At 61.7% G+C, this 17,948-nt stretch carries 16 protein-coding genes; 5 read left to right on the forward strand and 11 right to left on the reverse strand.

Annotated elements, in window-relative coordinates:
- Positions 1-171 precede the first annotated feature (171 nt).
- Both HZ99_RS16695 and HZ99_RS16700 read right to left on the reverse strand, forming a co-directional pair.
- Positions 172-1,320, reverse strand: a complete 1,149-nt coding sequence (locus tag HZ99_RS16695; RefSeq protein WP_038444509.1) for an NAD(P)/FAD-dependent oxidoreductase — start codon at positions 1,318-1,320, stop codon at positions 172-174.
- Between the two features lie 38 nt (positions 1,321-1,358).
- Complete coding sequence (locus HZ99_RS16700) at positions 1,359-1,526, reverse strand: rubredoxin (RefSeq protein WP_003213373.1); 168 nt, start codon at positions 1,524-1,526, stop codon at positions 1,359-1,361.
- A gap of 196 nt (positions 1,527-1,722) precedes the next feature.
- Here HZ99_RS16700 and HZ99_RS16705 point away from each other — a divergent pair, with 196 nt between their 5' ends.
- Both HZ99_RS16705 and ubiA read left to right on the forward strand, forming a co-directional pair.
- Positions 1,723-2,286, forward strand: a complete 564-nt coding sequence (locus tag HZ99_RS16705) for a chorismate--pyruvate lyase family protein (RefSeq protein ID WP_038444511.1) — start codon at positions 1,723-1,725, stop codon at positions 2,284-2,286.
- The gene (ubiA, locus tag HZ99_RS16710; protein ID WP_038444513.1) at positions 2,286-3,176 is read left to right on the forward strand and encodes a 4-hydroxybenzoate octaprenyltransferase; all 891 of its coding nucleotides are present in this window, start codon (positions 2,286-2,288) and stop codon (positions 3,174-3,176) included. Before HZ99_RS16705 ends, ubiA begins: the two co-directional genes overlap by 1 nt.
- Before the next feature lie 102 nt (positions 3,177-3,278).
- Here the strand turns inward: ubiA and HZ99_RS16715 are convergent, their stop codons facing one another.
- Positions 3,279-3,659, reverse strand: a complete 381-nt coding sequence (locus HZ99_RS16715; RefSeq protein ID WP_038444515.1) for a hypothetical protein — start codon at positions 3,657-3,659, stop codon at positions 3,279-3,281.
- A gap of 152 nt (positions 3,660-3,811) precedes the next feature.
- Between HZ99_RS16715 and phoB the strand changes: the two genes are divergently transcribed.
- The 3 genes from phoB to HZ99_RS16730 all read left to right on the forward strand — a co-directional run bounded on the left by phoB (position 3,812) and on the right by HZ99_RS16730 (position 7,355).
- A complete protein-coding gene (gene phoB, locus HZ99_RS16720; RefSeq protein ID WP_003176964.1) occupies positions 3,812-4,501 on the forward strand; it encodes a phosphate regulon transcriptional regulator PhoB in 690 nt (229 codons plus the stop codon).
- Between the two features lie 81 nt (positions 4,502-4,582).
- Positions 4,583-5,869: a phosphate regulon sensor histidine kinase PhoR gene (gene phoR / locus HZ99_RS16725; RefSeq protein WP_235205602.1), complete on the forward strand. Its 1,287-nt coding sequence runs from the start codon at positions 4,583-4,585 to the stop codon at positions 5,867-5,869.
- A 145-nt stretch (positions 5,870-6,014) separates the two neighbouring features.
- The gene (locus HZ99_RS16730; protein WP_038444518.1) at positions 6,015-7,355 is read left to right on the forward strand and encodes a hemolysin family protein; all 1,341 of its coding nucleotides are present in this window, start codon (positions 6,015-6,017) and stop codon (positions 7,353-7,355) included.
- A gap of 87 nt (positions 7,356-7,442) precedes the next feature.
- Here the strand turns inward: HZ99_RS16730 and HZ99_RS16735 are convergent, their stop codons facing one another.
- From HZ99_RS16735 to HZ99_RS16770, 8 genes are all read right to left on the reverse strand, one after another.
- Positions 7,443-8,120 (reverse strand): M23 family metallopeptidase, encoded by a 678-nt coding sequence (locus tag HZ99_RS16735; RefSeq protein WP_038444520.1) that lies wholly within the window; start codon positions 8,118-8,120, stop codon positions 7,443-7,445.
- Between the two features lie 121 nt (positions 8,121-8,241).
- Positions 8,242-9,141 (reverse strand): response regulator, encoded by a 900-nt coding sequence (locus HZ99_RS16740; RefSeq protein WP_038444522.1) that lies wholly within the window; start codon positions 9,139-9,141, stop codon positions 8,242-8,244.
- A gap of 168 nt (positions 9,142-9,309) precedes the next feature.
- Positions 9,310-10,071, reverse strand: a complete 762-nt coding sequence (gene phoU / locus HZ99_RS16745; RefSeq protein ID WP_029289933.1) for a phosphate signaling complex protein PhoU — start codon at positions 10,069-10,071, stop codon at positions 9,310-9,312.
- A 71-nt stretch (positions 10,072-10,142) separates the two neighbouring features.
- The gene (gene pstB / locus HZ99_RS16750; RefSeq protein WP_029289934.1) at positions 10,143-10,976 is read right to left on the reverse strand and encodes a phosphate ABC transporter ATP-binding protein PstB; all 834 of its coding nucleotides are present in this window, start codon (positions 10,974-10,976) and stop codon (positions 10,143-10,145) included.
- A gap of 204 nt (positions 10,977-11,180) precedes the next feature.
- Positions 11,181-12,851, reverse strand: a complete 1,671-nt coding sequence (gene pstA, locus HZ99_RS16755; protein WP_038444523.1) for a phosphate ABC transporter permease PstA — start codon at positions 12,849-12,851, stop codon at positions 11,181-11,183.
- A 15-nt stretch (positions 12,852-12,866) separates the two neighbouring features.
- Positions 12,867-14,900 (reverse strand): ABC transporter permease subunit, encoded by a 2,034-nt coding sequence (locus tag HZ99_RS16760; protein WP_181883273.1) that lies wholly within the window; start codon positions 14,898-14,900, stop codon positions 12,867-12,869.
- Between the two features lie 487 nt (positions 14,901-15,387).
- Entirely contained in the window at positions 15,388-16,374 is a 987-nt protein-coding gene (locus HZ99_RS16765) for a phosphate ABC transporter substrate-binding protein PstS (RefSeq protein ID WP_038444526.1), read from the reverse strand.
- A gap of 283 nt (positions 16,375-16,657) precedes the next feature.
- Positions 16,658-17,938 (reverse strand): MFS transporter, encoded by a 1,281-nt coding sequence (locus HZ99_RS16770; protein ID WP_181883274.1) that lies wholly within the window; start codon positions 17,936-17,938, stop codon positions 16,658-16,660.
- Positions 17,939-17,948: the final 10 nt, after the last annotated feature.

Here is a 17,948-nt window from a genome sequence, read left to right on the forward strand (position 1 = left end):
GTTTTTTGTTGTTATGTCCGTGCTGCTCTCTGCTGGAGCAGCGCCAAGGCGCCGCAGGCTCTACTCTGCGGCAGACGGGAGTGAGGATGGCATGCCATTGGTGCCTGCGCCAGTCTCGCAGCGACCTTTCTAGGGCCAAACCGGTGCTTATTCCGACAGAACGACCGCTGTTTACGCCAGCAGTGGCGGAAGTTCCTTGTTCAGGGCCAGTTTTTCCATGACCGCGGTGCCGGTCAGCGCATAGCCCAGCAGGCGTCCACTGGCATCGCGGCACAAGGCCTTGATGTCGCCACCCTGCCCTTCGACGCTCCACACGCCTTCAGTGCCCCGTGGCGGTGGCGAGACCACCAGCGGGCATGCCGGGGTTTTCACGGTGACCGGCATCGGCCCGTAGTTGACCGCCGTAGCGTTGCCCGCCAGGGTCTGGGCCAGGGCGCGAGCACAGCTCATCAGTGGCATGACGTACAGCAGGTTCAAGCCATCGACCTCAGCGCAGTCGCCCAGGGCGTAGATATTGGCGTGGGAGGTCTTGAGGTGGCGGTCGACCATGATCCCGCGGTTGACTTGCAGGCCGGCTGCGGCCGCCAGGTCCACCCGGGGACGCAGGCCGATGGCAGACACCACCAGGTCGCATTCGATCACCGTGCCATCGGACAGGTGGGCTTCCAGGCCTTCAGCCGTGCGCTGCAGCCGATTGAGCACCGGCCCCAGGTGGAAACGCGCGCCCAGGCCTTCCAGCCCGGCCTGCACCGCTGCAGCCGCCGCCGGGTGCAGCAGGGTCGGCATGACTTGCTCGCACGGCGCCACCAGGTCGATGGTGTAGCCGCCAAGAATCAGGTCGTTGGCAAATTCGCAGCCGATCAGGCCAACCCCCAGCAGCAGCACGCGGCGCTTGCCAGCGGCGGCGTGGCGAAAGCGCGCGTAGTCTTCCAGGTCGTTGATCGGGAAAATCAGTTCAGCGGCATCGCCCTCGATGGGCACCTGCACGGTCTGGGCCCCCCAGGCGAGGATCAGGTCGCGATAGGCCACCGCCTCCTCGCCGATCCACAGGCGCTTGTGGCCAGGGTCGATCCCACTGATTCGGGTATGGGTGCGCACCTCAGCCTTGAGTTGCTCGGCCATGGCGCCAGGAGTCGCCATGCTCAGGCCATCGGCATCCTTGTTTTTGCCAAAGCCGGTGGAGAGCATGGGCTTGGAGTAGGAACGCCCGTCATCGGCGGTGATCAGCAACAGCGGGGTTTCGCTATCGAGCTTGCGAAACTCCCGGGCCAGGTTGTAACCGGCCAAACCTGTACCGATGATCACGACAGGTACGCTCATTCCATTCTCCTTGTAGTACGTTTCTTAAATTCAGCGAATCAACCGATTTCGATCATTTCGAAATCCATTTTGCCGACGCCGCAGTCCGGGCACAGCCAGTCTTCCGGAACGTCCTGCCACAGAGTGCCTGGGGCGATCCCGTCATCCGGCCAACCATCCTTCTCGTCATAGATCAGGCCACAGACTACACATTGCCACTTCTTCATTACTTGCTTCCTCAGGGTCCAGGCGTACTGGCCGACAGTCGATAGATCCAGCATTGCCGTCCGGCTCAGGGCGTTTTGTACTGATCGGGGCGCCCAGATGCAAGCACGTTCGACCCAATGTCCCGGCGCACCCCGGCAACAATCCAGGCTGCCATGGTAAGCTCGGCGCCTCATTAACTGCCAATAATGACTCCCCGTGCCGCATTCGATTGCTGTTCCCGATGCCTGCCAATGGCTGAACCAGAGCCTTCTGCGCCCCCTGCCCGCGCCTCCTGCCCTCGACTGGCTGTTCGATGAGGGCTCCCTGACCCGCCGCCTGACACACCTGTCCCACGATGGTTTCAGTGTCACGCCCGTGTACGAAGGCTGGCAGCCCCTGCGAGATGACGAATGCGCCGCCCTCGACCTCCCAGCGGCCAGTATTGGCTGGGTACGCGAGGTGTATTTGCGCGGTCATGGCCAGGCCTGGGTGTTCGCCCGCAGCGTCGCGGCGCGCAGTGCCTTGCAGGGAGACGGTTTGCAGATGGATGCGTTGGGCAGTCGCTCCCTGGGTGAGTTGCTGTTTTGTGACCAGGCCTTCACCCGTCAGGCCATCGAAGTCTGCCACTACCCACGCGCCTGGCTGCCGACGGCGAATCAGGCCAGTGGTTTGTGGGCACGGCGCTCGCGCTTTGATCGCGGGGCGTTGAGTGTCCTGGTGGCGGAAGTGTTCCTGCCGAGCCTGTGGCAAGCCGTGCATCAATCTGCGGAGAATTGCTGATGTACCAGCGCCTGCTCCAATCCCTGAACCATCTGAACCCAAGGGCCTGGGACTTCGTGCAACTGACACGGATGGACAAGCCCATCGGCATCTACCTGTTGCTGTGGCCCACCCTGTGGGCGCTGTGGATTGCCGGCAAGGGCTCGCCTTCGTTGAGCAATATCGTGATTTTTGTCCTCGGCGTGACCCTGACCCGGGCCGCCGGCTGCGTGATCAATGACTGGGCCGACCGCAAGGTCGACGGCCACGTAAAACGCACTGCGCAACGCCCGCTGGCGAGCGGCAGGATCAGTTCCAAAGAGGCCCTGGTGTTCTTTGCGGTGCTGATGGCCATCAGTTTCCTGCTGGTGCTGCTGACCAACGCCGCCACCATCTGGCTGTCCCTGGGCGGTCTGGCGCTGGCCGTCAGCTATCCGTTCATGAAGCGCTACACCTATTACCCCCAAGTGGTGCTGGGCGCGGCGTTTTCCTGGGGCATGCCCATGGCGTTTACTGCCGAGACCGGCAGCCTGCCGGCCATTGCGTGGTTGCTGTACATCGCCAACCTGCTGTGGACAGTGGCCTACGACACCTATTACGCGATGACCGACCGCGATGACGATCTGAAGATCGGCGTCAAATCCACCGCGATCCTGTTTGGCGATGCCGACCGGATCATCATCCTCACCTTGCAAGGGCTGGCGCTGCTCTGCCTGTTGCTGGCAGGTTCGCGCTTCGAGCTGGGCGCCTGGTTCCACCTGGGATTGGTGGCGGCAGCCGGGTGTTTTGCCTGGGAGTTCTGGTACACCCGGGATCGGGACCGGATGAAGTGCTTCAAGGCGTTTTTGCACAACCATTGGGCCGGGTTGGCGATTTTTGTCGGCATTGTGGCTGACTACGCCTTTCGATAACGCCCTGTACCGTGTAGGAGCCGGCTTGCCGGCGATGGCGGCTATGAAACCACCGCAGGGCCGTTGGCCTCATCGCCGGCAAGCCGGCTCCTACAAGGGAGCTCAGGGCTTGGCGATCTTCCAGGCGCCATCCATTTTGCCGTCACCGGTCGCATCGCCAGCCTTCTTGTCGGCAATGAAGGTGTACAGCGGCTTGCCGTCATAGGCCCATTGGCTGGTGTTGTCGTCACGGGTGATAACAGTCCATTCGCCCATCGACTTATCGGTGGACTCGGCCTTCAACGGCGGCCAGTTGGCGGCGCACTTGTCATTGCACTTGGACTTGCCGCCCGCATCCTTGGCGAAGGTGTAGAGCGTCATGCCCTTGTGATCCACCAACATCCCGTCTTTAGTCATTGCTGGCTCTGCCGCAAACGCCAGTGCGGGCAGCGTCAACGCCGTCGTGACCAGCAGGGCTTTCCAGGAAAAAATACGTTGAGTCATCGGAGCCTTCCTTTTGCGGTTGTCAGGATTCGGACTCAAAGCGTAGTTCAGGACCCGACTGATTGCGCATGCCAGTAAAATACTGTCACACGACTGCAATAATTCCGTTATCTAATGCGGCGCAAGACAGTTAAATGACAAGAGGACTTAGCATGGTTGGCAGGAGCATTCTGATCGTTGACGACGAAGCGCCCATTCGCGAAATGATCGCCGTTGCGTTGGAAATGGCCGGCTATGACTGCCTGGAGGCAGAGAACTCCCAGCAGGCCCACGCCATTATCGTCGACCGCAAGCCGGACCTGATCCTGCTGGACTGGATGCTGCCCGGCACCTCCGGCATCGAGTTGGCCCGGCGCCTCAAGCGCGATGAGCTGACCGGGGATATCCCGATCATCATGCTCACCGCCAAGGGCGAAGAGGACAACAAGATCCAGGGTCTGGAAGTCGGTGCCGATGACTACATCACCAAGCCATTTTCCCCACGGGAACTGGTCGCTCGCCTGAAGGCCGTACTGCGCCGCGCCGGCCCGACCGATGGCGAGGCCCCGATTGAAGTCGGCGGCCTGCTGCTGGACCCGATCAGCCATCGCGTGACCATCGATGGCAAGCCTGCCGAGATGGGCCCTACCGAATACCGCCTGCTGCAGTTCTTCATGACCCACCAGGAACGCGCCTACACCCGTGGGCAACTGCTGGACCAGGTGTGGGGCGGCAACGTGTATGTCGAGGAACGCACCGTGGACGTGCATATCCGCCGCCTGCGCAAAGCCTTGGGCGATGCCTACGAGAATCTGGTACAAACCGTGCGCGGTACCGGCTATCGGTTTTCCACCAAAGGCTGAGCCAGCCCTATCCAGACTTAACAGCCGACAAGGACGCATGGTCAAGTGAATCAAAACTGGCATGGCACCCTGATCCGCCACATGCTCTTGCTGGTCACCGGCTGCCTGTTGGTCGGCCTGATCAGCGGCTACTACGGCTGGAGCCTGGCCATTGGCCTGGGCCTCTACCTGGGCTGGACCCTCAAGCAATTGCTGCGCCTGCACGAGTGGCTGCGCCAGCACAAACCCGATGAAGCGCCACCCGACGGCTACGGCCTGTGGGGCGAGGTGTTCGACAGCATCTACCACCTGCAACGCCGCGACCAGCGGGTGCGTGGCCGCCTGCAAGCGGTGATCGACCGGGTCCAGGAGTCGACCGCCGCGCTCAAGGACGCGGTGATCATGCTCGACAGCGACGGCAACCTGGAATGGTGGAACCGCGCCGCCGAGACCCTGCTGGGCCTCAAGACGCCCCAGGACAGCGGCCAGCCGGTGACCAACCTGGTACGCCATCCGCGCTTCAAGGAGTACTTCGAGCAGGACAACTACGAAGAAGCCCTGGAAATCCCGTCGCCCACCAATGACCGGGTGCGCATCCAGTTGTACCTCACGCGCTACGGCAACAACGAACACTTGATGCTGGTGCGCGACGTGACTCGCATCCATCAACTGGAACAGATGCGCAAGGACTTCGTCGCCAACGTCTCCCACGAGTTGCGCACGCCGCTGACGGTGATCTGTGGCTATCTGGAGACGCTGCTGGACAACGTCGAAGAGATCAACCCGCGCTGGAACCGAGCCTTGCAGCAAATGCAGCAACAGGGCTCGCGCATGCAGACCCTGCTCAACGACCTGTTGCTGCTGGCCAAGCTGGAAGCCACCGACTACCCCTCGGACAACCATCCCGTGGCCGTACAGAGCCTGCTGCAGAGCATCAAGAATGATGCCCAGGCGCTGTCCGGCGAACGCGGCCAGCAGATCACCCTGGAAGCCGACCCGTCGGTGCTGCTCAAGGGCAGCGAAGGCGAATTGCGCAGCGCCTTTTCCAACCTGGTGTTCAACGCCGTGAAGTACACCCAGGACCAAGGCACGATCCGCATCCGCTGGTGGGCCGATCCGCAGGGGGCGCACCTGAGCGTGCAGGATTCGGGGATCGGGATCGACAGCAAGCACTTGCCACGCCTGACCGAGCGCTTCTACCGCGTCGACTCCAGCCGCAACTCCAACACCGGCGGCACCGGGCTGGGCCTGGCGATCGTCAAGCATGTGTTGCTGCGCCATCGGGCCCGCCTGGAAATCAGCAGTGTGCTGGGCCACGGCAGCACCTTTACCTGCCACTTTGCGCCGACCCAGGTCACTCATTCGCAGGCCGTGGCGACAAAGGAATAATCTGAAGCCATCCCCATTCCCCTGTGAGAGCTGGCAGCCGCCACTAGGCAAGCGCCCCATCAGCCGCTACATTGCCTGACTTGTGCCCGCCCTTGAGGCACAGCCATCACCCTCTTTGAACACACGGAACCCGCAAAACCCCATCATGGACCCTTCCCCTGGTATCACCCTCGCGACACTCTTCGCCGACTTCGGCATGATTCTTTTTGCACTGATCCTGGTACTGCTCAACGGTTTCTTCGTTGCGGCGGAATTTGCCATGGTCAAACTGCGCGCTACCCGGGTCGAGGCGATCGCCCACACCAATGGCTGGCGCGGGCAGATCCTGCGCACCGTACACAACCAGCTCGACGCCTACCTGTCGGCCTGCCAGCTGGGTATCACCCTCGCCTCCCTGGGCCTGGGCTGGGTCGGTGAACCGGCCTTCGCGCATATCCTGGAGCCGCTGCTGAGCGCCATGGGCGTCGAATCGGCCGAAGTGATCAAGGGCGTGTCGTTCTTCGCCGCTTTCTTCGTGATTTCCTACCTGCACATCGTGATCGGTGAGCTGGCGCCCAAGTCCTGGGCCATTCGCAAGCCCGAGTTGCTGTCGCTGTGGACTGCGGTGCCGCTGTACCTGTTCTACTGGGCGATGTACCCGGCAATCTACCTGCTCAATGCCAGTGCCAACGCGATTCTGCGCATCGCCGGCCAGGGCGAGCCCGGTCCACACCATGAGCACCATTACAGCCGCGAAGAGCTCAAGCTGATCCTGCACTCCAGCCGTGGTCAGGACCCAAGCGACCAAGGCATGCGCGTGCTGGCCTCAGCCGTGGAAATGGGCGAACTGGAAGTCGTGGACTGGGCCAACTCCCGAGAAGACCTGGTGACCCTGGATTTCAATGCCCCGCTCAAGGAAATCCTCGCGTTGTTCCGTCGCCACAAATTCAGCCGCTACCCGGTGTACGACGCCGTGCGCGGTGAGTTTGTCGGCCTGCTGCACATCAAGGATCTGCTGCTGGAACTCGCGGCCCTGGACCATATCCCCGAGTCGTTCAACCTGGCCGAGCTGACCCGCCCGCTGGAGCGCGTCTCGCGGCACATGCCGCTGTCGCAGTTGCTGGAGCAGTTCCGCAAGGGCGGCGCGCACTTTGCCCTGGTTGAGGAGGCCGACGGCAACATCATCGGCTACCTGACCATGGAAGACGTGCTGGAAGTGCTGGTGGGCGATATCCAGGACGAACACCGCAAGGCCGAGCGCGGCATCCTCGCCTACCAGCCAGGCAAGCTGCTGGTGCGCGGAGATACGCCACTGTTCAAGATCGAGCGCCTGCTGGGCCTCGACCTGGACCACATCGAGGCCGAAACCCTCGCCGGCTTGATCTACGACACCCTGAACCGGGTGCCGGAAGAGGAAGAAGTGCTGGAAGTGGAAGGCCTGCGGATCATCATCAAGAAGATGAAAGGCCCGAAAATCGTACTGGCCAAAGTACTGATGCTCGACTGACCCCTGTAGGAGCCGGCTTGCCGGCGATAGCCTCCCCTCGGTAAAACTTGATGTACCGAGGCGCCTGGATCGCCAGCAAGCCGGCGCCTACAGGCCCGACGCAAAGTTGGGCAAGGCCTGTACCGGCTGCGTGAACTCATACGGAATCGATACCCACCCTGCGCCCGTATCGCGCTGCACCACAAAATGCAGGTGCGGCCCGCTGCTGTTGCCGGTATTACCCGACAACCCCAGAGGACTGCCCACCCCCACCCGTTGCCCGTCCCTGACGCTGACCGAACCCTGCTTGAGGTGCAGATACACACCGTGGGTGCCGTCATCGTGCAACACCCGCACGAAGTTGCCCGACGGGTCACTGCCCCGCCCCGATTGGCTGTTCTCGGTCCTCACCACCACCCCGCCCCGCGCAGCGATGATCGGCGTGCCCTCGGGCATGGCGATGTCCATGGCGTAGCGGCTCTTGACGTCGGCGTGACTGAACGTACCGCCTGGGCCCTGGGTCAGGCGGAAGGGACCGCCGCGCCAGGGCAACGGGTAGCGCTGGAACTGCGCTGGCCGCAGGTTGTGCGGCGGCTGGGGCTCAAGCACCTGGCGCTTCACCGGCACCACCCGACGCTCCTGGAACACAAACGCCTGGGCGCCGGGAGTTTTCTGGTCGCTGAAAAACACCACGCCTCGGGCATCGGTCGAACGATAGAGGGTCATGGCCAGGGTCGATGAAGCGACCGCGCACAGGCCACAAAACAACATAAAACGCACAAGCATGGGATGAACCTGCCGGGTATGACTGAACGGCAGGCTAGCAAGGGTTCATGACACTGTTGTGTGAGCCTGCGCCTCCTGTAGGAGCCGGCTTGCCAGCTCCTACAGGGATCGGGGGGTTGGTTCAGGCACCCGGCACAAAATGCTTCTGCGCCGTACCCCGGGCGATCAGCCGCGAGATGTAGTCGAGCTTCTGCGCGTCCTGGTCGATAAAGCGGAAGGTCAGTTGCAGCCAGTCGCTGTCGGGGCGTGGCTCGTAGGCGACGATGGCGTGCAGGTAGCCGTTGAGGCGGGCGGTTTCGGCGTTCTCGCCTTGCTCCAGGTCGAGCACCGCGCTTTCCAGCACTTGGGGCAGGACGTCGCCACGGCGCACCACCAGCAACGCCTCCTTGATGCTCAGCGCCTTGATCACGCATTGCTGGGTGCCGCTGGACAGGCGCAACTGGCCCTGACCACGACCGCTGGCGGCCGAAGGGGCGGCGACAGGCTGCGCGGGCGAGCTGTTGAGCAAGCCTTTGCTCGGCGCAGCCACCGGCGCCGGCTTGACCGCTTCGGGCTTGCCGCCGGTCAAGGCGCTGAGGGAATCGTTGCCAAAGGCCGAGTTCATCTTGGTCGGTGCGCTGGCCAGCAGGGCATCAAGGCGACCGATCTTGTTCAATGCCTGCTTGACCTTGTTCAGCAACTGCTCGTTGGTGAACGGCTTGCTGACGTAGCCGGAGACTCCGGCCTGAATGGCCTGGACCACGTTTTCCTTGTCGCCGCGGCTGGTGACCATGACAAACGGCATGGCCCTGAGTTGCGGCTGCTCACGGCACCAGGTCAGCAGTTCCAGGCCGGACATTTCCGGCATTTCCCAGTCGCACAACACCATGTCGAAGGTTTCGCGCATCAGGATGGCCTGGGCCTTTTTGCCGTTTACCGCATCTTCAATCTTGATGCCGGGAAAGTAGTTGCGCAGGCACTTCTTCACCAGGTCGCGAATAAACGAGGCGTCATCCACCACCAACACACTGACTTTACTCATCGACCCTTCATCCTCTCAAAACCTCGGCAAGCAAAACGCTTAACTGATGGCATCTTGCCAAAAACTCGTCAGTCACGCCGGGACTTTATGCCTGCCCGCAGCGCAAAACTCATACGCCACAAACAAAAACGCCCGACCAGAGGCCGGGCGTTTATTTCTCGGGCAATCTTACTTATCGTCAGATTCGTCCGGAACATTAGGGATTTGATCGGCCGTGCCTTCAACTTCGGCTTTCATGCGCTTGAGGCCCATGTGCCGCACGTCGGTGCCGCGCACCAGGTAAATGACCAGTTCCGAGATGTTGCGTGCGTGATCGCCGATCCGCTCCAGGGAGCGCAACACCCAGATGATGCTCAACACCCGCGAGATGGAGCGCGGGTCTTCCATCATGTAGGTCGCCAGCTCGCGCAGGGCGGTCTTGTACTCGCGGTCGATGATCTTGTCGTACTGGGCCACCGACAACGCCAGGTCGGCGTCGAAACGGGCAAAAGCATCCAGTGCGTCGCGGACCATGTTGCGCACCTGGTCGCCGATGTGGCGCACTTCCACGTAGCCACGCGGCGCTTCGCCCTCTTCGCACAACTGGATGGCGCGACGGGCGATCTTGGTGGCTTCGTCGCCGATACGCTCAAGATCGATCACCGACTTGGAAATGCTGATGATCAACCGCAGGTCGGACGCCGCCGGCTGGCGGCGGGCGAGGATGCGCAGGCATTCTTCGTCGATATTGCGTTCCATCTGGTTGATCTGGTCGTCGATCTCACGCACTTGCTGGGCAAGGCCCGAGTCAGCCTCGATCAGTGCGGTCACCGCGTCGTTGACTTGCTTCTCCACCAGACCGCCCATGGCCAGGAGGTGGCTGCGCACTTCCTCAAGCTCGGCGTTGAACTGCGCGGAGATGTGGTGGGTAAGGCCTTCTTTGCTAATCATGTTGGCGTCCTTGGAGCGTCCGGTAAGGTGCGGAGAACCGCAGCGTTCAGTGCAATCAGAACCACGGCGTCCTAGCCGTAGCGACCGGTGATGTAGTCTTCGGTCTGTTTCTTCGCCGGATTGGTGAACAGGGTATCGGTATCACCAAACTCCACCAGTTTGCCCATGTACATGAACGCGGTGTAGTCGGAAACCCGTGCCGCCTGTTGCATGTTGTGGGTCACGATGACGATGGTGAACTTGGACTTGAGCTCGTAGATCAGCTCTTCGACTTTCAGCGTCGAGATCGGATCGAGTGCCGAGCAGGGTTCGTCGAGCAGCAGCACTTCCGGCTCCACGGCGATGGTACGGGCAATCACCAGACGCTGCTGCTGGCCACCGGACAGGCCGAGTGCCGATTCGTGCAGGCGGTCCTTGACCTCGTCCCACAACGCCGCGCCTTTGAGGGCCCACTCGACCGCTTCGTCGAGGATGCGCTTCTTGTTGATGCCCTGGATGCGCAGGCCATAGACCACGTTTTCGTAGATGGTCTTGGGGAACGGGTTGGGCTTCTGGAACACCATGCCCACCCGGCGACGCAGCTCAGCCACGTCTTCGCCCTTGCGGTAGATATTGCTGCCGTAGAGATTGATCGCGCCTTCCACACGGCAACCGTCCACCAGGTCATTCATGCGGTTGAAGGTGCGCAGCAGCGTAGATTTGCCGCAACCCGACGGGCCGATGAAGGCAGTCACGCGCTGCTTGGGGATGTTCATGCTGACGTCGAACAGCGCCTGCTTCTCACCGTAGTACAGGCTCAGGCCCGGGACTTCGATGGCCACGGTTTCTTCGGCCAGGCTCAGGCTCTGCTTGTCGCGACCCAGGGCTGACATGTTGATGCCGTGGGAATGGGTTTCATGTTGCATGGGATGCTCCCTGTGCTACCAATTCGTTTCGTTGAACCGAGGCTTCATAGTGGGCCTTGCGGTTTACCTCAAATCTGTTTCCAACCCGGTTCCCTGTGGGAGCGGGCTTGCTCGCGAAAGCGTCAGGTCAGCCGACCTATCCACTACCGATACACCGCATTCGCGATCAAGCCCGCTCCCACATTGGGTCCGCGTTCAATTCAATCAGCTATCCAGCGCCTTGTACTTCTCGCGCAGGTGGTTACGAATCCATACCGCCGACAGGTTCAGCGCGGCGATCACCAGCACCAGCAGGAACGCCGTGGCGTACACCAGCGGGCGGGCCGCTTCGACGTTGGGGCTCTGGAAGCCGACATCGTAGATATGGAAGCCCAGGTGCATGATCTTCTGGTCCAGGTGCAGGTACGGGTAGTTGCCGTCCACCGGCAGCGACGGTGCCAGCTTCACCACACCCACCAGCATCAGCGGCGCCACCTCACCCGCGGCGCGGGCCACGGCGAGGATCATGCCGGTCATCATCGCCGGGCTGGCCATGGGCAGGACGATTTTCCACAGCGTTTCCGCCTTGGTCGCGCCCAGTGCCAGGGAGCCTTCACGCACCGTGCGTGGAATCCGCGCCAGGCCTTCTTCGGTGGCCACGATCACCACCGGCACAGCCAGCAGCGCCAGGGTCAGCGAGGCCCACAACAGGCCCGGTGTACCGAAGGTCGGCGCCGGCAGGGCTTCAGGGAAGAACAGACGGTCCACCGAACCACCCAGCACGTAGACGAAGAAGCCCAGGCCGAACACGCCGTAGACAATCGCCGGTACGCCCGCCAGGTTGTTCACCGCGATACGGATGACACGGGTCAAGGTGTTCTGCTTGGCGTATTCACGCAGGTAGACCGCCGCCAGTACGCCGAACGGGGTCACGATCATCGCCATGATCAGGGTCATCATCACGGTGCCGAAGATCGCCGGGAAGATCCCGCCCTCGGTGTTGGCTTCCCGTGGGTCATCGCTGAGGAATTCCCAGACCTTGCTGACATAGAAACCCATCTTGGTCAGGGTGCCCATGGCGTTCGGCTGGTAGGCGTGCACCACATGGCCAATGTTGATTTCCAGCTCTTTGCCGTTGGCATCGCGGGCAGTGAGGCTGTCGCGGTTGAACTGGGCGTGCAGGTCCGTCAGGCGTGCCTCGACAGCCTGGTAACGCGCATTCAGTTCAGCACGCTCGGCATCCATATCAGCCTGGGCGGTGGCGTCGAGCTTGCCACTGAGCTCCAGCTTGCGACCGTGCAGGCGGATACGTTCAAGGCCCGCGTTGATCGCGCCGATATCGCTCTTCTCAAGGGTCTTGAGATCGGCGGCCAGCTTGTTCACTCGCTCAACCCGCGCCTGCAGCTCTGGCCATGCAGCCTCGCCTTCGGCGACGACCTTGCCATCCTGCTTGACGTTGACCAGGGTGCCGTAGAAGTTGCCCCACTCACGGCGCTCGATGGCCATCAACTCGGCAGGCGTGGTCTGGTTGGTCAGCCACTCGCCGACGATCCAGGTGAAGTCATTGCCGTTCAAGTCACGGTTGCCGACCTTGATCAGCTCACGGGTCATGAACTCCGGACCTTCGTCCGGCACGGGCAAGCCCGCGCTTTTCAGGCGCTCACGTGGCACTTGTTCTTTCTGTACCACTTCGCCGATGACGATGTGGTTGGCCTGGCCCGGCACGTTGTAGTTGGCCTGGATCAGGTCGGCCGGCCAGAAGTGACCCAGGCCGCGCACGGCAATCACAGCCAGCAAACCAATGGTCATGATGACCGCGATGGCCACCGCGCCACCGCTGATCCAGACGCCTGGGGCGCCGCTCTTGAACCATCCATTCAGGGAGTTCTGTTTCACAGACTTCTACCTTTCTTAAAGCGACGAGTATTTCTTGCGCAGACGCTGACGGATCAGCTCGGCGAGGGTGTTCATGATGAAGGTGAACAGCAGCAGCACCAGCGCCGAGAGGAACAGCACACGGTAGTGACTGCCGCCCACTTCCGACTCGGGCATTTCCACCGCGACGTTGGCGGCGAGCGTTCGCAGGCCTTCGAACAGGTTCATCTCCATCACCGGGGTGTTACCCGTGGCCATCAGCACGATCATGGTTTCACCCACCGCGCGGCCCATGCCGATCATCAGCGCCGAGAAAATCCCCGGGCTGGCGGTGAGCAGCACCACGCGAGTCATTGTCTGCCACGGCGTGGCGCCCAGGGCCAGGGAGCCCAGGGTCAGGCCACGGGGCACGCTGAACACGGCGTCTTCGGCAATGGAGTAGATGTTCGGGATCACCGCAAAACCCATGGCCAGGCCGACCACCAGGGCGTTGCGCTGGTCGTAGGTGATGCCAAGGTCATGGGAGATCCACATGCGCATGTCGCCACCAAAGAACCAGGTTTCCAGGTACGGGCTCATGTACAACGAGAGCCAGCCCACCAACAGGATCACCGGGATCAGGATCGCGCTTTCCCAGCCGTCCGGGACCCGCAGGCGGATCGACTCAGGCAGGCGGCTGAAGATGAAACCGGCCAGCAGGATACCGATCGGCAACAGCATCAGCAGGCTGAAAATCCCCGGCAAGTGCCCTTCGACATACGGCGCCAGGAACAGGCCGGCGAAGAAGCCGAGGATCACCGTGGGCATCGCCTCCATCAACTCGATCACCGGCTTGACCTTGCGGCGCAGGCTCGGGGCCATGAAGTAGGCGGTGTAGATCGCCGCAGCGATGGCCAGCGGTGCAGCCAGCAGCATGGCGTAGAACGCGGCCTTGAGCGTACCGAAGGTCAGGGGTGCCAGGCTCATCTTGGGTTCGAAGTCGCTGTTGGCGGCGGTCGATTGCCAGACGTATTTAGGCTCGTCGTAGTTTTCGTACCAGACCTTGCTCCACAACGCGCTCCAGGACACTTCCGGGTGCGGGTTGTCGAGGGCCAATGGCTGCAACTTGCCGCCGGCCTCGACGATCACGCGGTTGGCCCGTGGCGACATGCCGAAGATGCCCTGGCCTTCGACCACCTGGTCAACCAGCAGGGTACGGTGCGCGGTGCTGTGGAACACACCGAACTTACCGGAGGCATCCAGGGCGGTGAAACCTTTGCGGCGCTCTTCGGCGGTGATTTCAACGATAGGCGTGGTGCCCATCTGGAAGGTACGGATCTGCTTGAGGAGTTGCTCGCCATCCGGGTCGCGGGCCATGAACCACTGGGCCAGGCCGCCCTTGGAGTCGCCGACAATCAGCGAAATACCACCCACCAACTGGGTGCTGGCGGTGATTTCGGCGTTGCCATCTTCCAATAATTTGTATCGACCGTTGAGGCTGTTGTCCCGCAGGCTGAACACATCGGCCAGGGCGCGGCCGTTGATCACGTACAGCCATTGCTGGCGCGGATCGACGAAGATCGCTTTCACAGGCTCAGTCATTTGCGGCAGCTCGATGCGTTTCTGCTCGCTGACCACTTCGCCGGTCATCATGTTTTCTTCACGGCTCACCGACAACACGTTCAGGTGCGAACCGGCGGAACCGGCAACGATCAGCGAGCTGTCAGTGGCGTTGAGGGCGACATGTTCCAGCGGGCGACCGGCTTCGTCGAGCACCATCGGCGCTTCGCCGTAGGGGTATTCGATCTCGGGCGAGATAGTCTTTTTGCCGTCCGGGTAGCTCACTTTATAAGAGTGGCGGAACACCAGGGACTGGCCGTTGGACAGGCCGAGGATCACCAGCGGGCTGCCCGGCTGGTCTTCACCGATGGACACCACACTGGCACCGGCCGGCAGGGCCAGGTCGACACGCTTGAGTTCAGCGCCGGTATCAACCGTGAAGAACAATGCCTGGCCCTTGTCGGAAACCCGCATGGCGACCTGGTTCTGCTCTTCCAGTGAGATCAGCAACGGCTTGCCGGCATCCTGCATCCAGGCCGGGCTCAGGGCCTCGTTCTTGGTCAGGCTGGCCCCCTGGAACAGTGGCGCGACCACGTAGGCCAGGAAGAAGAAAATCAGCGTGATGGCGCCGAGAACGGCAAGGCCGCCGACCAGTACGTACCAACGGGTCAGGCGGTCCTTGAGCGCGCGGATGCGGCGCTTGCGTTGCAGCTCAGGCGTATTGAAATCAATACGTTTGGGAGGAGAAGTCGTCGTCATGGTGGAATTGGCCAGATCATTCATGCGCACACCCTAGCGATCCTGTATGACAGAAAGATGACAATGCAGTGACGCAAGAAATCCGCCGCGTAGCAGGGCTGGCAGCGGACCGAAAAATTAGGGGTGTAGGCAGGCTTGTTGTGGGAGTGGGCTTGCCCGCGATGGCATCAACACGATTTCAATTTCAAACCGCGTCGCCAGCATCGCGGGCAAGCCCGCTCCCACACAAGAGCATGCGTCTACACCAGGTAGCGCAGGCTTACTTGCCTTCTTTCAGACCCAGGTCAGCCAGTGCCTTGGCGGCAACTTTGGCTGGCAGGGGGATGTAGCCGTCCTTGACTACAACTTCCTGGCCCTGTTTGGACAGAACCAGTTTCACGAACTCGGCTTCCAGTGGGGCCAGAGGCTTGTTCGGGGCTTTGTTGATGTACACGTAGAGGAAGCGCGACAGCGGGTACTTGCCGTTCAGGGCGTTTTCTTCGGTGTCTTCGACGAACTCGCCGCCTTCTTTCTTGGCCAGGGCCACGGTTTTCACGCTGGCCGTCTTGTAGCCGATGCCCGAGTAACCAATGCCGTTGAGCGAAGAGCTGATGGACTGCACAACCGAAGCCGAGCCTGGCTGTTCGTTGACGTTTGGCTTGAAGTCACCTTTGCACAGGGCTTCTTCCTTGAAGTAGCCGTAGGTGCCGGACACCGAGTTACGACCGAACAGTTGCACTGGCTTGTTGGCCAGGTCGCCGGTCACGCCCAGGTCGCCCCAGGTCTTGGCATCCGCCTTGGCGCCGCACAGGCGAGTCGACGAGAACACTGCGTCGACCTGAGCCATGGTCAGGTGCTTGATCGGGTTGTCCTTGTGTACGAACACAGCCAGGGCGTCCACGGCCACAGGGATCGCAGTCGGCTTGTAGCCGTACTTCTGCTCGAAAGCCTGCAGTTCGTTGTCCTTCATCTTGCGGCTCATCGGGCCCAGGTTAGCGGTGCCTTCGGTGAGAGCAGGCGGCGCGGTGGAGGAACCGGCGGCTTGAATCTGGATGTTGACGTTCGGATATTCTTTTTTGTAGTTCTCGGCCCACAGAGTCATCAGGTTGGCCAGGGTATCGGAACCGACGCTGGACAAGTTGCCCGATACACCAGTGGTTTTGGTATAAGCCGGAATTGCCGGGTCAACACCAGCGGCCACCGCGTGGGCAGTCGCAACGCCAGCAGCGACAAAAGTCATTGCCGCCATCAAACGCTTCAGTTTCATGCCTTACTCCTAGCAGATAGGGATAGTTGGATCGGGGCCAAGTATCGGTAGGCCGTGTGAACACTCTATGTCGGGAATATGACAATTAGATGAAAGGCCAGTATCGGAAGACAAAGCCGGCGCGGGGGGAGAAGCGTAGTCAATACGGGGGTGAAGCAGGGGATCGGGATAATTCAGAAACACTCTGTAATCGTTGTAGGAGCCGGCTTGCCGGCGATGGCGCCAGCAAGATCACCTCAAAGCTTGCGGCCTCATCGCCGGCAAGCCGGCTCCTACAGCTGTTTTAGCGCCCGCGTTTCCACAGGTACGCACCCACCAGTATGCCCATGGTGCAGATGACGGCGACGTAATAGGCCGGGCCCATCGGGCTCTCCTTCATCAGCAGCGACACCACCAGTGGCGTCAAGCCACCGAACACGGCATAGGCGACGTTGTAGGAGAACGACAGACCGCTGAAACGCACCACCGGCGGGAAAGCCTTGACCATCACGTAGGGCACAACGCCCACCACGCCGACGAACAGGCCGGTGAGGGTATAGAGCGGGAACAGCCAGTCCGGGTGGTCCAAAAGGCTGTGATACAGCGTCCACGAGGTGGCGAGCAGCAACGCACAACCTGCGATCAGCACACGCCCGGCACCGAAGCGGTCAGCCAATGCGCCTGACAGGATGCAGCCCAGGCTCAGGGTGACAATCGCCAGGCTGTTGGCCTGCAACGAGACGGTCGGACTGAAGTGGTAGACCGTCTGCAGCACGGTCGGGGTCATCAGGATCACCACGACGATACCGGCCGACAGCAGCCAGGTCAGCAGCATCGACAGCACGATGGCGCCACGGTGGTCACGCAGGACCGCACGCAATGGCAACTCGGCGGCCAGCGTCTTGCGCTGCTGCATTTCGGCGAAGATCGGTGTTTCGTGCAGCCAGCGGCGCAGGTAGACGGAAAACAGGCCGAATACACCGCCCAGCAGGAACGGGATCCGCCAGGCGTAATCCGACACCTGCTCTGGCGTGTACAGCGTATTGATGGCCGTGGCCACCAGCGAACCCAGCAGGATCCCGGCGGTCAGGCCGCTGGTCAGGGTGCCGCAGGCGTAGCCGATATGCCGTGGCGGTACGTGTTCGGAGACAAAGACCCACGCCCCCGGCACTTCTCCGCCAATGGCCGCGCCCTGGATCACGCGCATCAGCAGCAACAGGATCGGCGCCCACAGGCCGATCTGCGCGTAGGTCGGCAACAAGCCCATGATCAGGGTGGGCACGGCCATCATGAAGATGCTCAGGGTGAACATCTTCTTGCGCCCCAGCAGGTCGCCGAAGTGCGCCATGATGATCCCGCCCAGCGGCCGTGCCAGGTAGCCGGCGGCGAAAATCCCGAAGGTCTGCATCAGGCGCAGCCATTCGGGCATATCGGCAGGGAAGAACAGCTTCCCGACCACCGTGGCGAAGAACACGAAGATGATGAAGTCGTAGAACTCCAGCGCGCCACCCAGGGCAGACAGCGACAGGGTCTTGTAATCGTTGCGGTTCAACGGTCGGGCAGGCGGCGCAATGCTTGAAGGCACTGTGGTCATG

This window comes from Pseudomonas fluorescens, from assembly GCF_000730425.1.
In the GTDB taxonomy this organism is placed as follows: Bacteria; Pseudomonadota; Gammaproteobacteria; order Pseudomonadales; family Pseudomonadaceae; genus Aquipseudomonas; species Aquipseudomonas fluorescens_X.

What these genes read in the sequence shown, in the direction of transcription:
- HZ99_RS16695 (WP_038444509.1), bottom strand. Translation starts at nt 1,320, where the DNA reads ATGAGCGTACCTGTCGTGATCATCGGTACAGGTTTGGCCGGTTACAAC.
- HZ99_RS16700 (WP_003213373.1), bottom strand. Translation starts at nt 1,526, where the DNA reads ATGAAGAAGTGGCAATGTGTAGTCTGTGGCCTGATCTATGACGAGAAG.
- ubiA (WP_038444513.1), top strand. Translation starts at nt 2,286, where the DNA reads ATGTACCAGCGCCTGCTCCAATCCCTGAACCATCTGAACCCAAGGGCC.
- HZ99_RS16715 (WP_038444515.1), bottom strand. Translation starts at nt 3,659, where the DNA reads ATGACTCAACGTATTTTTTCCTGGAAAGCCCTGCTGGTCACGACGGCG.
- phoB (WP_003176964.1), top strand. Translation starts at nt 3,812, where the DNA reads ATGGTTGGCAGGAGCATTCTGATCGTTGACGACGAAGCGCCCATTCGC.
- phoR (WP_235205602.1), top strand. Translation starts at nt 4,583, where the DNA reads ATGCTCTTGCTGGTCACCGGCTGCCTGTTGGTCGGCCTGATCAGCGGC.
- HZ99_RS16730 (WP_038444518.1), top strand. Translation starts at nt 6,015, where the DNA reads ATGGACCCTTCCCCTGGTATCACCCTCGCGACACTCTTCGCCGACTTC.
- HZ99_RS16735 (WP_038444520.1), bottom strand. Translation starts at nt 8,120, where the DNA reads ATGCTTGTGCGTTTTATGTTGTTTTGTGGCCTGTGCGCGGTCGCTTCA.
- HZ99_RS16740 (WP_038444522.1), bottom strand. Translation starts at nt 9,141, where the DNA reads ATGAGTAAAGTCAGTGTGTTGGTGGTGGATGACGCCTCGTTTATTCGC.
- phoU (WP_029289933.1), bottom strand. Translation starts at nt 10,071, where the DNA reads ATGATTAGCAAAGAAGGCCTTACCCACCACATCTCCGCGCAGTTCAAC.
- pstB (WP_029289934.1), bottom strand. Translation starts at nt 10,976, where the DNA reads ATGCAACATGAAACCCATTCCCACGGCATCAACATGTCAGCCCTGGGT.
- HZ99_RS16760 (WP_181883273.1), bottom strand. Translation starts at nt 14,900, where the DNA reads ATGCAGGATGCCGGCAAGCCGTTGCTGATCTCACTGGAAGAGCAGAAC.
- HZ99_RS16765 (WP_038444526.1), bottom strand. Translation starts at nt 16,374, where the DNA reads ATGAAACTGAAGCGTTTGATGGCGGCAATGACTTTTGTCGCTGCTGGC.